Source organism: Moraxella bovis, assembly GCF_002014975.1.
Classification (GTDB): Bacteria; Pseudomonadota; Gammaproteobacteria; order Pseudomonadales; family Moraxellaceae; genus Moraxella; species Moraxella bovis.
Map to the genome: position 1 here is coordinate 1 of NZ_MUXV01000019.1, position 15,221 is coordinate 15,221.

The window sequence follows — 15,221 nt, forward strand, 5'->3', positions numbered from 1 at the left end:
TTAAGTTGAGAGTGGGGTAAGGTATATTAAATGATGCAAATATGCTAAAATAAAGCATTTTTTACTTTTAGGATGTAGCCATGCCAACTTTTGAACAACACCGCCAAGCCCTACTTTGCAATGATGGCCAGTCAATCGCTGATTATGAACGTGCGATGACGGACGCTGTCAAAGCGGTAACGGCATGGCTTAAAAACGACAAAATGTACACAGGCGGTAGCATTAAAGAGCTACGCTCACAAATCGCCTTTAACCCTGCCAAAGACGGCTTGGGCGTGGATAAGGCGTTGGAGCGGTTGGTGGAGCTGTTTTTAAACAAAAGTTTGAAAGTTCATCACCCACATTCGCTCGCTCATTTGCATTGTCCCACGATGGTAACTTCACAAATTGCCGAAGTGCTGATTAACGCCACCAATCAGTCCATGGACTCGTGGGACCAGTCGCCAGCAGGCTCGCTGATGGAAGTACAGCTCATTGACTGGCTACGCCAAAAGGTCGGCTATGGGGCAGGGCAGGCAGGCGTGTTCACATCAGGCGGTACGCAGTCCAATTTGATGGGCGTGCTATTAGCAAGAGACTGGGCAATTGCGAAGCACTGGAAAAATGCAGACGGCAAAGAATGGTCGGTACAAAAAGACGGCATTCCAGCAGACGCCATGCAAGCAGTCAAAGTGATTTGCTCAGAGAATGCTCATTTTAGCGTGCAAAAAAACATGGCAATGATGGGCATGGGTTTTCAATCTGTTGTTACCGTGCCTGTGGACGATAATGCCAAGATGGATACAGATGCCCTTGCCAAAACCATGGCGGATTTAAAAGCAGATGGCAAAATCGTGGCGTGCGTGGTGGCAACCGCTGGCACGACCGATGCAGGAGCCATTGACGACATCAAGGCCATTCGCAAGCTGTGTGATGACTTTGGGGCGTGGCTGCATATTGATGCGGCATGGGGCGGAGCATTGATTTTATCCAATGAATACCGTGATATGCTTGACGGCATTGAGTTATCCGACTCGATCACGCTTGATTTTCATAAGCATTTTTTCCAAAGCATCTCATGCGGTGCGTTTTTATTAAAAGACGAACAAAACTACCGCTTTATGCACTATGAAGCAGAATATCTAAACTCAGCTTATGATGAAGAACACGGCGTGCCAAATTTGGTGTCAAAGTCTTTGCAAACCACTCGCCGATTTGATGCGTTAAAGCTGTGGATGACCATTGAAGCTCTGGGTGAAGAGTTGTATGGCTCAATGATTGACCATGGCGTGAAATTAACTCGTCAAGTGGCGGATTATATTAAAGCAACGGACGGTTTGGAGTTGCTTATTGAACCGCAATTTGCCAGCGTGCTGTTTCGTGTTGTGCCAGATGGCTATCCTGATGAGTTTATTGATAGTCTAAATCAAAACGTGGCGGACGAGCTGTTTGCCCGAGGGGAAGCCAACATCGGCGTTACTCGGGTGATTAATAGTCGTCAAAATGTACAGTCATTAAAGATGACGACATTAAGCCCAATCGCCACACTTGAAAACGTGCAAGCCTTATTATCACAGGTATTGGCGGAAGCCGAGCGTATCAAAGATGATATTAAAAATGGCACTTATACACCGCCGATTGATTGATTTGGCGTAAAATAAAAAACCGTCCAAAGTGATGTTGGGCGGTTTTTTGATATGATGATTGAAATAGTTAATTGTCAAACTGATTTAAGATACTTTCTAATTCATTGACATCACACCTGTTTTTGTTTTCTGCATAATACTGGCGAAGTTGTGGTATGGTATCGGCATTGACGGGCTGTTTTTTATGAAAAATATCTATCGGCACGAAGATTTTTACAGGTTTGGGGTCATCTGGGTTGATGTGTTTGCTAAAATCACGCTGATTTAAGACATGGATAATTAATTTGGTTTCATTAGGGGTTAGGGTGTATGGAGAAGCAACATCAGTTTCTTCACGGATAATTTTCCCTGTTTCATCAAGCCAAAGATGGCTCATTAAATGTATTTTTGCACGCATTAAAATATTTCATCTCAATGTCATAGCACCGTTCATTAGATGAACTAAGATGTAGCGTGAGTTGGTTGGGGTGTGAGTAATTAGAAGGATTTGCCAATGCTGTGCTTGTCATCATTAGACAAAGTAATAGTAATCGTTTCATAATTTGCACCGAGATTTTTTTTGTAAGTATATACGACTTGAAAAACCATTGCAATAAAATAAACCAATCCGTTTTTATCTTTAAGAAGAGGAAATCATTATGCCAGCCATTTATATTGGCACAGGTGGGTATAGCGATACCGATTTGATTGGTTCGTTGTACCCACACGGTGCAAAGGCAAGCGAGTTTTTGCACCACTATGCCAATCATTATGATTGTGTGGAAATTAACGCAAGTTTTCACGCCTCCATTGGGCAAAAGACCTTATTGGGTATGCTAAACAAAGCGGATGGACGACTTAAATTTAGCCTAAAACTGCACCAAGATTTTAGCCACAATTTTACCGCCACCGCCAAAACCGCCCAAGCGTTTTTAAACATTCTTACACCTTTGCAAGGTTATCTTGCCCCCTTATTATTGCAATTTCCCCACAGCTTTGAGCGAAATTTTGCCAATCGTCAATATTTGGGCGAAGTGGTAAAATGGTTTGACGGTTATCCGCTTGCCATAGAGTTTCGCCACCCCAGCTGGCACATCAATCCTGTGTTTGATTATTTTGCCAAATTATCCCATATTATTTGGGTAAATGCCGATTATCCAAAAAACATCGGACTACCCAATACGCCATTTTGGGTGAACACTCGCACCGCCTATTATCGCCTGCACGGTCATAATAAAAACTGGTGGGACGAAAATTCTGCCAAAGACCGCCATAATTATCGTTATAGCGATGATGAGCTTGACAAAATCGCTGATGAGATTTTTGGTTATCGTGCCAATTTTGATGAGCTTTTTATTTATTTTCAAAATACGACCAACGCCCATTCTTTTTATAATATTATGATGTTAAAAGAAAAATTGTCCGCTTATGGTTTTGTGGTAAAAACGCCAACATCGAGTGGGCAAGGGGCGTTGTTTTAGGAAATGGATTGTAGGGTTCTATATAGAATTAACAAAAAACCGATTAAGATAAGGTTCTTAATCGGTTTGTTTATATTTACTACTCACTTGGCTTCCAGTGTTTATGACCGCAGTTACTGCATTTGTAATTTTTGTTACAAATCCATTCTGTGATTTCATTTTGAAAAGCCAATAAGGCAACACCGCCAGTCATAATGGCAATCACACAATAGGCATTGCAAAACCTGTCCCAGCGAAAAATAGGTAACCCAAGCCCAGTAACCACCAAGAGGCATAGCCCCACCGATGATTTTGATAAACAATTTTGTGTTAACGGTTTCTTTTTTTCCGCACGAAGTACATTGAATTTTTATTTGTGATGACCTATACAAATTTTGTAGACAGATATATACTACGATATTCGTAGTAAAAAATCAAGAAAAATATACGAAATTCGTAACTTTTAATTTAGAGCATAAGTTATGAATTTACAAGAAACTTTTACCAAACGCTTTAAGCAAGCAAGAAAAGCCAAAAATCTAACCCAAGAGAAATTGGGTGTTATGATTGGTTTAGATGAATTTGTGGCAAGCTCACGCATCAATCGTTATGAAAAAGGTGTGCATTTGCCTGACTTGACCACATTAAACAACATTGCCACTGTCTTAGAAGTAACGCCTGCTTATTTTTTTTGCTGATGATGAGTTAGCACAGATGATTTTGGCATACAAAAAAGCTGATAATTAAGTCTAAATTATCAGCTTTTGGCTTGGCTTATTTTACATCTTCATCTAATACCGTCTCTTCGGTAGATTTCCAGTTATAGGCACCGTAGAGAATCATTTGCATTTGGCGAGTGCAATGCAACAGCATGGCTTCTTTGGCTTGTTCTAAATCGCTATCAACAGGCTTGGCCTCTTCATCGTCTTCAAGCTCGGGGGTGTAGGTCAAATCTAGCCAGTCGATAATCCATGAAAAACTTAGGTTTACCCCAATCTCGGCAAGCAAATAACGATCACTTTGGCTGACGTGTTCAAAGGCAGGTTGTAGGGCTAGGTCTTCGCTCATGACCTTGGCGAAAGTTTTGATTTGTTCGCTGATGGCACGGCGAACCGCTTCTGAACCACCAAAACGCTCGGCGGCGATGAATTGCCAGTAGCGTGGCTGAGCGTCCACCGCTTTAAAAAACAGTTGTACGCTTTTGGCGATTTGGCGTTCAAAGGTGCGTTTTTTGCCAAACTGCATATGTTCACGCAAGGTTGATAGAGCATCACCCAGCTCGTCTTCTACCAATGATTTGCCCAGCTCTTCCATGTCATCAAAATGACGATAAAAAGCGGTCGGCACCACGCCCACTTCACGGGTTACCTGACGTAGGCTGATAGAGCTAAACGCTTGCCCCATCATGCATAGGTCAAGCACGGCATTATAGAAGGCTTGACGGGTTTGGCGTTTTTTCTCTTCACGGGTTAGGGCTTTGGCTTCTTTGGTTTTGTCGGTCGTGGTCATAAGACACCTTTTGGGTATTGATTGATAAATGATGGTAAAAGACAAATAAAAACGACCAAAATCCCAAAGTTTGTAGATTTTGGTGAATTACTGTTTATTATGTAGAAAAATCTCAAAAATTGCAAGGCTTTTGGTGTGAATGGATATTTAAATGAATATCAATCAAATCTACCAAACAATTTTTGATGTTGGCGTACATTATAACACATTTTTTTGATTAAAAAAGTGCATAAGTACACTAACGGCAACATCATGGTGACTGTCGGCACGAAGCTTAGTGGTGGTGCGAGTAAGTTTGGCGATTTGTTCGCTAGGATTTGCCAGTGCGTCCAAAGCATGACGGGCGATGTTGTCGGCATTTGCGTCATCTTGAATGAGCTCTGGTAAGATCGCTTGCCCTGTTTGATTATAGGCTAGGATGTTGGGCAAGGAGACATAAGGGATTTTGACCAGTCGCTTGGCGATGGTGTAGGTTAGGACATTGACTTTATATACCACGACCATCGGGCGGTGCAGTAGCAGAGCTTCTAGGGTTGCCGTGCCTGATGCTAAGATGGTCAGCTCACAGGCATTCATCACATTTTGAGACAGTGAGAGCGTGGTTGGCAGTCGCCCTGCTTGGTCATCTTTGGCGTGATGAATGTTATCGGCGACATTTTTGGCGGTTTGAGTAAAGATGATGTGGCATTTGTCCAATAAATGTCCTGCTTGCTCTTTGATGAGCGATTTGACCAGATGGGCGTGTTCATGACTCACCACAGGCAGGATAAAGGCGTGGTCGCCTGCCTTGTCCAGCTTATCCATTGCCCCAATCAGCAAGGGCAAAATAGCGTTAATCTCACTGGTACGAGAACCTGCCATCACACAAATGGGGCGAGCAGGGCTATGTTGCAGGCGAGCAAGCTCAGGAAATAGCGGGCTATAATCGCTCAAAAATTCATCATAAATCTCACGCCCTGACCGCTCATCAGCCTGTATCTTGTCAAGCAAGGGATGTCCCACGCACACCGCAGAGTGTCCATGTTTGTCATAGACTGCCGTTTCAAAAGGGAATAAACACAGCACCAAATCGGTGGCGGATTTGATGCCAAAAATCCGCCCTTCACGCCACGCCCACACACTTGGGCTGACGTATTGCACACAAAAAATGGGCTTGATGACCGATTTTTGTTTGAGGCTTTTGGCAAGGCGTAAATTAAAATCAGGAGCGTCAATGCCTACAAAAATATCAATGCCAATGGATAAAAACTCATCTAAAATCTCTTTTTTGGCGAGCAATAAATCCGGCAAATGCTTGACGACTTCACCGATGCCCATGACCGATAGGTGAGTCATGTCGATGAGCGAGTCAAGTCCCACCTTGGTCATCAGCTCACCGCCCACACCAACCCAGCGAATGCTCGGATAAATGGCGTTCATCTTTGCCATAAAATCCGCCCCCAATGCATCGCCCGACACTTCCCCTGCGACAATGCCAATGGTTAGGGGCTTGTCGGTGGGCAAGGTGGACAAATCAAAGGGGGGTATGGCGTGTGTCATGATGTCTCGTGGGTTTGTGAGTGATTTTAAAAAATTAGCGTTCTAGATACTGGATTTTGCCTGCCACGCCGTCCCATTTTTCATGGTCGGGTAGGGCGTCTTTTTTCTCGGTGATGTTCGCCCATTCGGCAGAGAGCTCTTCATTGATTTTGATAAATTCTTCTTGACCTGATGGCACTTCATCTTCGGAGAAAATGGCGTTGGCAGGGCATTCAGGTTCGCACAAAGCACAGTCAATGCACTCATCAGGATTGATGACCAAAAAGTTTGGACCTTCATAAAAACAGTCCACAGGGCAAACCTCAACGCAGTCGGTGTATTTGCAAAGAATGCAGTTATCGGTTACTACAAATGTCATGGCGGTACCTTATTATTGGGATTGCAGATGTTGGATTGGCTTGACAAAATGACAAAATTTGTCTTGATTCTGAATAAGGCATGAAAAATCACGCCCAAAAAACAGGGTATATTTTATCCTTTTTAACAAATTTTCTCAAACCAAAGCTGATGATTTATTATGCCAAAATAGAAAATATTTGTTAAAAAACAGCAAAAAGTTGTAAACAGTAAAAGTGATTATTATTACAATGGGTAAAATAGGCAGGGTTGATAAATAATAAGAATGATTGATGATTGTTAAGTTTTATTAGGGCGTGCCTGCCTTTTGTATTTGCAATGAAAAACAAGATTTAGCCATTTTTCATGCAAAAGCGATTAGTTTTTTCTAAAATATCTCTATATTGTAAATAGTGTTATAAAGGGCAGGCAGGTCCTATAAATCTTCATCATAAAAAAGCAAGGCGAAAACCTTGCTTTTATTTTTAGTTTTTAAATTAAACCGCTTTGCCTTGTTGGGCGGATTTTGCCACACGGTAGCATTCTTCGATGTGGTCAAAGGTTATTTTTTTAAAAATCATATAACCAATTGTCCCTGCGACAATCTGACCGCCTAGGGGTACATATTTGGCGACTTGTTTGCCGATGATACGCCCGCCGAAGCCTTGCACGGTTTTATTGACGATACCACGTGTGGCGACCAGTCCGCCCACGGTAAGCACTTTGTCTTTGATGTTTTTCTCACGAGCTTCGGCGGTGTCTTTGTCTTCTAGGCCAAAACGCTCAGTGATTTGGGGGAGTAGTTTAGTGAGCATACCAACATCCACCGCCACGTCCAAAAATGGCACAGGAACGATGGCAACGCCTGCTGAGATTTTGGCACGAGATTTGGCAAGCTCTTGACATTCACGGCGGATTTGTTCTAGGTTAAGTCCGTTTACGTTTTTGGCGATTAGGGTGCTTTTACCAAGGTCGCTAAGGTTCATGAATTACTCCAAATTGATTTGTAAAATGTAAAGTATGGACAAATCATACCACAGTATGCAGATGGCATTGTAATAAAGTTGCTAATAAAATGTATCATCGTGTAAATTTTGGGCAATGATTTAGGGTAAGTTAGGGTAAGTTTTTCGGTAAAACTGTGCTAAAATAACCACAAAGATAAATGCAAAAGAAAAAGAGAGTAAGTAATGAGTACACAAAATCACCAAGACGATGACAGTCCTTTTGATAACCACCCATCGCCAAACCTGCCCAAACCCGCCCAAGTGACAAGCACGCAAAAATTTGCCAATGCCAATTTGTCGCACCTAACCAACACGAGTGTGCAGGACTTTGAGCGTGCCTTTGATAAAGTCGGGCGGTTTACCCCTAAGCACCTGACACTTACTCCACGTCATCAAGGCGATGTGCCTGATGAGCTAACGGCGATGTTTGGTGAGACACTCGGGCGATTGCTTGTGTCACGGCAGATAGGCAGTATTGATGAGATGGACATGTCTGTGGCAAAGCTTTTGCCTGCGAGTGATTTATTGGGGCTGGATGTGGGGGCGGACATCATCAGTCGTGCCATTGATGAGAACAAACGCATACTTATCGTGGGCGATTTTGACTGTGATGGAGCGACATCGACCACGCTCATGGTGCGATGTTTGCGTGAGATGGGGGCGGATGTGCAGTTTTTGGTGCCTGACCGCTTTAAATTTGGTTATGGGCTGACCCCCCAAATCGTGGAGCATGGAGCAGAAGAATTTGACCCCAAACTCATCATCACGGTGGATAATGGGATATCGAGCCATGATGGCGTTGCCAAAGCGGACGAGCTGGGCATTGATGTCGTCATTACCGACCATCATTTGACGACCAGTAGCTCGCCCAAGGCAAGTGCGGTCATCAACCCCAACCAAGTTGGCTGTGAGTTCGGCAGTAAGTGGCTCGTGGGCGTGGGCGTGGCGTTCTATGTCATGGGACGTGTCGCCAAAATCCGTCGTGAGATGGGTAAATCGACTACGCAAGTCGCCAAATATCTTGACCTTGTGGCATTAGGGACGATTGCGGATGTCGGTCATCTTGACCAAAATAACCGCATTTTGGTAACCCATGGGCTTAACGCCATTCGAGAGGGGCGGTGCTGTGTGGGGATTTTGGCACTCTTGGAGCAGGCGGGGCGAGACGTGCGTAAGATTACGGCAGATGATTTTGGTTTTGCCATTGCCCCACGCATTAACGCCGCAGGGCGTATGGATAATATGCGAACAGGGGTGGAGTGCCTGCTGACCGATGATTTTGGAGAAGCACACCGTTTGGCGATAGAGCTGAACCGTCTTAATCACTCACGCCGTGCCATAGAAATACAAATGCGTGATGAAGCCAGCAGTATCATTGATGGGCTACATTTATCTGATGAATCCGATGATAAGCCCAAATGTGTCGCCAAAGCCATTTGTCTGTATCAAGACAACTGGCACCAAGGCGTGATTGGTATCGTGGCAGGGCGTATCAAAGAGCAGTTGTACCGTCCAACCATTGTCTTTGCCCCTGCCGATGCTGACAAAGTGTGCGATGATGACCTAATCAAAGGCTCGGGGCGGTCTATTGCAGGTGTGCATATCCGTGATGCCATTGAGACGGTGGCGATGGCAAATCCTGAGCTGATTTTGCATTTTGGTGGTCATGCGATGGCGGCAGGCTTGACCATTCATAAGCGAGATTTTGAGCGGTTTAAGGCAGAATTTTTAAAAGTGGTGGACGGCTTTGATGTTGAGCTGTTTAGTAAATTAAAGTACACCGATGGCGTGCTGACCCCGCCTGATTTTAGTCTAGCCTTTGTCCATGCCCTAAAAAATGTCAGCGTGTGGGGCAACGGCTTTTTGCCCCCTGCCTTTGATGGGGTCTTTGAAGTGGTTAATTTTCGCATTTTAAAAGACAAGCATTTAAAGCTGACGTTGCGAGCCGATGGCGTGCAGTATCCGATAGATGCCATTTGGTTTAATTATGACGTGGACGAATGGGATTATCGGGCAAGTGCGGTGCATATTTTGTTTACCTTGGACATTAACGAGTGGCAGGGTAATCAGAGTTTGCAGCTGATTATCAAGGATTTGGCGGTGTGTGCGATTGATTAGATAACATAAAAGCCGATATTGATTATCGGCTTTTGCTTTATTTGCCCTTAGCGTCCGCCCAGATGATTTTGTGCAGTTGTAATTGAAAACGCACGGGCAAACCGTCCGCCAAAATCCACTCGGCAAGCTCTACCGCCAGATTTGGCACGTCTGATTTACGCTCGTCTATATTAAACATGGGCGAAAACCACACCACACCACATTTTTTGTCAAGCTCGTATTTTTGCAAAACGCCTTTTGCCCAATCATAATCGGCACGGTCAGCGATGACGATTTTGATTTGGTCATGGGGAGTTAGATAATCTAAATTTTCCCACAGATTTTTACCCACTTCGCCCGATGATGGACTTTTTAAATCCATGACTTTTGACACCGCTATTGGCACGTCCTTGACCGACAATGCCCCTGCTGTTTCTAATGAAATCTCATAGCCGTTATCAAGGAGCAATTTCATCAAGGCAATGGCATTGGGCTGGGCAAGCGGTTCTCCCCCTGTTAGGCAAATGCGTTTGCAGGGGTACTCTTTGATATGCTCCAAAATCGTATCAAGTCCCCAACGCTCGCCCCCTGCAAATGAATAAGTTGTATCGCAATAGACACAGCGAAGCGGACAACCTGTTAGACGAATAAAAATGGTCGGCAAACCCATTGCCAAGGCCTCGCCCTGCAAGGAATAAAAAATTTCAGTAAGTTTTAGCCCTGCGGACGGGTCGGTGGTGGGGATTTGGGTGTTTCTAAGTTGAATGGATTTGGGGGTGGATTGGGATTGGCTGTTGGCTGACATAGGGATAATAATGATTGAAAAACTCACTATTTTAGCAGATTTTTGGCAAAATTTTGGGAAAATTATAATATTGAAAATATCAACATTAAGAATACACCAATTTAAATTCATCAGGCAAATAAAAAGGCGGGTGCGTGCCATAGGTTAGGTTAAGTGTAATAAAACCCAATATTTTAAGCCTAAATCTTAATTTTGTGGTAATTTTAAAGTTATTTTGGCATACAATTAAAGTTATTGGTTTTTCCTTGTTAAAATTTAAACCATTTTAACAGATTTTAAGGATATTTAAAAATCAAAAATGAGAATTTATATGTAGAAAATTGGTATTGTATTTCGATCTACTAGCTTAATAAATACAATAGGATTGATAATTTTAAAAGAAAATTGTTGGCTTTACCTTTAGTTTTAATCAGAAAAATGATAAACAAAAATCTACTAATAATAGTAAACAAAATTCTATCATTAAAATGTCTGATAAACAGCGTCTAATGTTTGCCAAAAAAACTGGCAAATTTACCAGAGTTAGGCAATTATGCCCCTGTCGGGGCAAGTGCCGATGATTATGCAAACAAAATCGCTGATGAACTGTTAGACCCCACTAAATCCGAGTTTTATAAACCTTTTTTGGATTTGGTGGGGTTTAAACATTAATTTTTTGACTAATAATATAAATTAGCAAGATTAAGCCTATAATGATAAGAAAACAATCTAGTAGACCTAATTTTTTGTACCATAAATATGATTTAATAATATTTATTAGAATACCCAATAGTAATGCAAAAGCTATTATCATGGTGTACCTACAAAACAATTGTACCATCCAAGAGTAACCCCTGACGCTCCTGCAATGCCAAGAACTTTTTCTATTATATAACCTATGAGTTTGTCCGATAAACTTTTTGGAAGGGGTAATTGTGTTATCATAGCAGCCACTCCTCCAATAAAACAGTTCTTCTCAAAATCTGTCTTATTAATCATAACATCTAACATTGTCAATGTGGCTGATAATGTGCTTAATAGAATTGGAAATAAAGATAACCAAGCTAAAGCACCTATTTCTGGGGCAAGAACTGTTACAGAAACAAAACTTAATACCATTATAGATATGACTAAATAAGTGAATAACATTCCTTGAGCAAAAGCAATCCCCCCATTCGCCCCACCGTCAATAAGATAAGCCCCTGAGCCAGTGTGTGGGTCAATGATAATATAACCAGACCCTTTCCAACCCTTATAGTTAATCGTCTTCTCAATTGCCATAGTACGACCCACCGACGCATTAACGGTATCCGTCATCACACCGCTAAAGAGAGATTGATCAGCTTTCATAGTACATTCAAATAAAAAATATTTATTCCCAATTGCAATCTTTTCAAGAAAAGACCATTTGCAACACACGAAAAAGGTGATTGTATTGGACTGTAAACAATCACCCATTAAATGATACAATAGTTTTTGGTGTTCGTCAGTCCGCTCTTAGAAAGTCATTAATCGAAGTTTTCGCTCTGGTTTGTGCGTCCACTTTTTTGACAATGACCGCACAGTAGAGTGAATGCGTGCCGTCTTTGCTTGGCAATGAACCTGATACCACCACCGAGCCTGCTGGCACACGTCCGTAGTGAATTTCACCTGTTTCACGGTCGTAGATTTTGGTGGATTGACCGATATACACACCCATTGAGATGACCGAGCCTTCTTCAACAATCACGCCTTCCACGATTTCACTTCTAGCACCGATAAAGCAGTTATCTTCAATGATGGTCGGGTTTGCTTGTAGGGGTTCTAGTACACCACCGATACCCACACCGCCTGATAGGTGGACGTTTTTGCCGATTTGGGCACATGAGCCAACGGTCGCCCAAGTATCCACCATGGTGCCTTCGTCCACAAACGCTCCGATATTCACATAGCTTGGCATCAAAATCACATTTTTGCCAATAAATGAGCCTTTACGAGCCACCGCAGGGGGAACGACACGCACACCTGCATTTTTGTAGTCTTCTTCTGTCCAGCCATTGAATTTGGTATCTACTTTGTCATAAAAACCAAGCTCGCCTGTGTTCATGGGTTTGTTGTCATTGATTTTGAATGACAATAGTACGGCTTTTTTGACCCATTGATGAACCACCCATTCGCCGTCAATTTTTTCGGCAACACGAAGTGAGCCATTATCAAGACCTGCAAGCGCTTCTTCAACGGCAGAACGCACGTCTGACGGGCAATCGGTCGCGCCGAAGTTAGCACGGTTGTCAAAGGCGGTTTCGATGATGTTTTGTAAAGACATAACAATTTCCTAAATGAAGTAAAAAACACTTTATTCTAGCACAATTTAAACTGATTTTATTGAGATTTTTGATTGGTTTTATCAATGGTGTGATTTTTTAGCCACCCCAAAATATCCCCATATACCCTATCTTTATCCGTCTCATGCAGTGGTTCGTGTCGCATATTGGGATATAGGTGCGTGCGGACGTTTTGCCCTGCACGGATAAGCTCGTTTTGGAGTTCATCAATGTCCTGCCCCATGCGTCCGACTGGGTCGTCTTTGCCACTCACGAGCAAAATGCGAAAATCTTTGGGCGTGTGGGCGTACCATGTGGGCGATGTGGCTTTTTTGATAAGGGCTTGCAAGGCGACAAAGCCATTATTACTAAACGCAAAACCGCATAAGGGGTCATTTTCAAAGGCTTTGATACTGTCGGTGTTTTCGGCCAGCCACGCAAAGGGCGATGCCGATATGGGCGAGCGAATTTGGGAGAGTAGGTAATGATTTAGGAGCGTGGCAAAGCGGGTGTTGGGGCGTTTTGGGTTGATATAATTCATCGCCCCAAGGGCGGTTAGGGCAAAGCGGTTGATGACCCCAAAGCTGTTGCCCGTCCCCATGATAATTGCCCCGTCAAAGCTCGTGGCGTGGTGGGTCAGCACCGTCCGCACGATAAATGACCCCATAGAATGCCCCATGATGTAGTGGGGGGTGGGGCGGTCGGTCAGCGTGCGTGCCTTGTCTTTTAGTTTATCCGCCATGATAACCACGTCTTTGCACAGGGCTTGGATGGGGTGTTTTTCGTCAATAAAACCAAGCTCGTATTTGTCCTTAACTGTCTGCCCATGCCCAAGCTGGTCGTAAGTCGCCACCAGCACGCCATTATCCGCCAAAAAGCTGGCAAAATCGGCATAGCGACCACTATGCTCGCTCATACCGTGAACAATGAGCAGGCTGGCAATGGGCGTGCTTTTGGGGATAAAAAAGTGGTGGTGTAGGCGATGAATGCCGTTTGATGAGAGAATGGGTTTAGAAGTCATAATGCTATACAGTTGTTATTTTTTTGCTATTATATAAAATTTTTTGTGCTTTACCAAATCAAAATTGGTTGATAAGCTTACGAATTTGCCAAAGTTAGGCAGTTATGCCCCTGTTGGAGCTAGTACCGATGATTATGCAAACAAAATCGCTGATGAGCTACTAGACCCCACCAAATCCGAGTTTTATAAGCCTTTTTTGGAAGTGGTGGGGTTTAATAGTAGAATTTAGGATAGGTTTTCTCTAGCTGTTGTTATTTTAACTCTAGCATATTAGAGTCAATGGCATAATATTAAGACTTTACTATTTCACTCTTTATGTAAAACTACTTTAATATTTCCACTATAATATATATCAAAGTAACTATTATCATAAACATCAAACTTACTTTTGGTTTTACAACTATAGGTCATCAAATAGTTTTATATTGAATAAATCCATAATTTTTTCACTATTCTTTATTTTTCCTTTCCATGCTAAAGCTGAAATAACAAATAAACTAAAAAATAAAATACCAGATAATACGAGAATAATAAAATAAAAATTAAGCATACATCACTTCCTCTCTTTTTAGTAAATACTTTTTAGTAAATAAAAGTAATAAAAATTATTTAAGGATAGCCATTCTAGTAGATTTCTACCAAAAATAATTATGAGCGTAGCCTATCTGCATTTGTTCTCTTTTAATCAAAAATAAATTTTTATGATTAATTATTTTGATTTTTTTTATAAAAAATTAAATATCCTATAACAGGTAGACTTAATAAAATATAAGTTACGAGTTTAATATTTCTAGCAATATCTATACTATACCCCATTTTTTGAACTAGAAAAAACATTAGTATAGATATGGGATGTATAATAATTAAGGAGTATAAAGATATATAAACTAATAATCTTAAGTCTTTCATCTTAACCTCTTCCACTTATACATCCTACGGTTCCGACTGTAGCGGCAACAAATCCTGTAATGGTTGAAAGTCCTACACTTCCAGCTAATTTTGCAGTAGGAAAGAACACCAGACCTATTCCAATAGTTATTAAAGCTATTGCATAATTACATAAAATGAACTTACCGATGATAAGATTAAACAAAGTTCTATCATTAAAATGACTGAAAAACAGCGTCTAATGTTTGCCAAAAAACTGGCAAATCTACCAGAATTGGGCAGTTATGCCCCTGTCGGAGCTAGTACTGATGAGTTTGCAAACAAAATCGCTGATGAACTGCTAGACCCTACCAAATCTGAGTTTTATAAGACTTTTTTGAGTAGGGTGGGGTTTAATATACAAGATTATTGGTGAAGTTTTTATATCATAGTAAGCTATTACTCAAGATTATAAATATAAAACTAGATACTATAAAGACAGTTAGTGGAATTAGTTTATTCCATTTTAGGGGGTAAATAGCTGATATACTTGGCTGATATGGAAAATAGTAAACAGTTACTAATTCTTTCTTGGCTAAACTTTCAACATCACTAAGGTTTCTACGCATTACATCATTAAATAAATTGGCAGTGGTTCAAAAAGTATGCTGTAACAAAAACTAAAAAGACAACT

At 41.9% G+C, this 15,221-nt stretch carries 17 protein-coding genes; 7 read left to right on the forward strand and 10 right to left on the reverse strand.

The features are described from left to right. Nucleotides 1–80 precede the first annotated feature (80 nt). On the forward strand, nt 81–1,625 hold the full coding sequence (locus B0182_RS04645) for a pyridoxal phosphate-dependent decarboxylase family protein (RefSeq protein WP_078273819.1): 1,545 nt from the start codon (nt 81–83) through the stop codon (nt 1,623–1,625). 67 nt (nt 1,626–1,692) lie between these two features. On the opposite strand, the gene B0182_RS04650 is transcribed toward B0182_RS04645, so the two are convergent. Together B0182_RS04650 and B0182_RS13855 are read right to left on the reverse strand one after the other, a co-directional pair. After that, complete coding sequence (locus B0182_RS04650) at nt 1,693–2,001, reverse strand: hypothetical protein (RefSeq protein WP_143821665.1); 309 nt, start codon at nt 1,999–2,001, stop codon at nt 1,693–1,695. Continuing rightward, nucleotides 1,982–2,164: a hypothetical protein gene (locus tag B0182_RS13855; RefSeq protein ID WP_143821666.1), complete on the reverse strand. Its 183-nt coding sequence runs from the start codon at nt 2,162–2,164 to the stop codon at nt 1,982–1,984. Before B0182_RS13855 ends, B0182_RS04650 begins: the two co-directional genes overlap by 20 nt. 99 nt (nt 2,165–2,263) lie before the next feature. Here B0182_RS13855 and B0182_RS04655 point away from each other — a divergent pair, with 99 nt between their 5' ends. Together B0182_RS04655 and B0182_RS04665 are read left to right on the forward strand one after the other, a co-directional pair. After that, nucleotides 2,264–3,085, forward strand: a complete 822-nt coding sequence (locus B0182_RS04655) for a DUF72 domain-containing protein (RefSeq protein ID WP_078273821.1) — start codon at nt 2,264–2,266, stop codon at nt 3,083–3,085. Nucleotides 3,086–3,546: 461 nt separating this feature from the next. Then, a complete protein-coding gene (locus B0182_RS04665; RefSeq protein WP_208624075.1) occupies nt 3,547–3,762 on the forward strand; it encodes a helix-turn-helix domain-containing protein in 216 nt (71 codons plus the stop codon). A 76-nt stretch (nt 3,763–3,838) separates the two neighbouring features. Here B0182_RS04665 and B0182_RS04670 read toward each other — a convergent pair whose 3' ends face one another. The 4 genes from B0182_RS04670 to B0182_RS04685 all read right to left on the reverse strand — a co-directional run bounded on the left by B0182_RS04670 (nt 3,839) and on the right by B0182_RS04685 (nt 7,434). Beyond that, nucleotides 3,839–4,573: a TetR family transcriptional regulator gene (locus B0182_RS04670; protein WP_078273822.1), complete on the reverse strand. Its 735-nt coding sequence runs from the start codon at nt 4,571–4,573 to the stop codon at nt 3,839–3,841. 198 nt (nt 4,574–4,771) lie between these two features. Further along, nucleotides 4,772–6,112 carry a lipid-A-disaccharide synthase gene (locus tag B0182_RS04675; RefSeq protein ID WP_078273823.1) on the reverse strand — a complete coding sequence of 447 codons (1,341 nt, stop codon included), beginning with the start codon at nt 6,110–6,112 and terminating at the stop codon, nt 4,772–4,774. Nucleotides 6,113–6,146: 34 nt separating this feature from the next. Next, nucleotides 6,147–6,470 (reverse strand): ferredoxin FdxA, encoded by a 324-nt coding sequence (gene fdxA, locus B0182_RS04680; protein WP_078273824.1) that lies wholly within the window; start codon nt 6,468–6,470, stop codon nt 6,147–6,149. Nucleotides 6,471–6,945: 475 nt separating this feature from the next. Continuing rightward, nucleotides 6,946–7,434 carry a hypothetical protein gene (locus B0182_RS04685; RefSeq protein WP_078273825.1) on the reverse strand — a complete coding sequence of 163 codons (489 nt, stop codon included), beginning with the start codon at nt 7,432–7,434 and terminating at the stop codon, nt 6,946–6,948. Nucleotides 7,435–7,878: 444 nt separating this feature from the next. On the opposite strand from B0182_RS04685, the gene recJ reads away from it, so the two are divergent. Beyond that, nucleotides 7,879–9,573: a single-stranded-DNA-specific exonuclease RecJ gene (gene recJ, locus B0182_RS04690; protein WP_078273831.1), complete on the forward strand. Its 1,695-nt coding sequence runs from the start codon at nt 7,879–7,881 to the stop codon at nt 9,571–9,573. A gap of 37 nt (nt 9,574–9,610) precedes the next feature. On the opposite strand, the gene queE is transcribed toward recJ, so the two are convergent. Beyond that, a complete protein-coding gene (gene queE / locus B0182_RS04695) occupies nt 9,611–10,357 on the reverse strand; it encodes a 7-carboxy-7-deazaguanine synthase QueE (protein ID WP_078273826.1) in 747 nt (248 codons plus the stop codon). A gap of 492 nt (nt 10,358–10,849) precedes the next feature. Between queE and B0182_RS14250 the strand changes: the two genes are divergently transcribed. Beyond that, nucleotides 10,850–11,008, forward strand: coding sequence for a hypothetical protein (locus tag B0182_RS14250; RefSeq protein WP_158079632.1), 159 nt, complete (start codon nt 10,850–10,852; stop codon nt 11,006–11,008). Nucleotides 11,009–11,146: 138 nt separating this feature from the next. Here the strand turns inward: B0182_RS14250 and B0182_RS14590 are convergent, their stop codons facing one another. The 3 genes from B0182_RS14590 to B0182_RS04710 form a co-directional block, all read right to left on the reverse strand. Next, a complete protein-coding gene (locus B0182_RS14590) occupies nt 11,147–11,686 on the reverse strand; it encodes a hypothetical protein (RefSeq protein WP_208624076.1) in 540 nt (179 codons plus the stop codon). A 136-nt stretch (nt 11,687–11,822) separates the two neighbouring features. Further along, nucleotides 11,823–12,641, reverse strand: a complete 819-nt coding sequence (dapD, locus tag B0182_RS04705) for a 2,3,4,5-tetrahydropyridine-2,6-dicarboxylate N-succinyltransferase (RefSeq protein ID WP_078273827.1) — start codon at nt 12,639–12,641, stop codon at nt 11,823–11,825. 56 nt (nt 12,642–12,697) lie between these two features. After that, nucleotides 12,698–13,660 carry an alpha/beta fold hydrolase gene (locus tag B0182_RS04710; RefSeq protein ID WP_078273828.1) on the reverse strand — a complete coding sequence of 321 codons (963 nt, stop codon included), beginning with the start codon at nt 13,658–13,660 and terminating at the stop codon, nt 12,698–12,700. Nucleotides 13,661–13,745: 85 nt separating this feature from the next. Here B0182_RS04710 and B0182_RS14255 point away from each other — a divergent pair, with 85 nt between their 5' ends. Further along, a complete protein-coding gene (locus B0182_RS14255; protein ID WP_158079633.1) occupies nt 13,746–13,889 on the forward strand; it encodes a hypothetical protein in 144 nt (47 codons plus the stop codon). Nucleotides 13,890–14,768: 879 nt separating this feature from the next. Next, entirely contained in the window at nt 14,769–14,963 is a 195-nt protein-coding gene (locus B0182_RS04720; RefSeq protein ID WP_078273830.1) for a hypothetical protein, read from the forward strand. Nucleotides 14,964–15,221 lie beyond the last annotated feature (258 nt).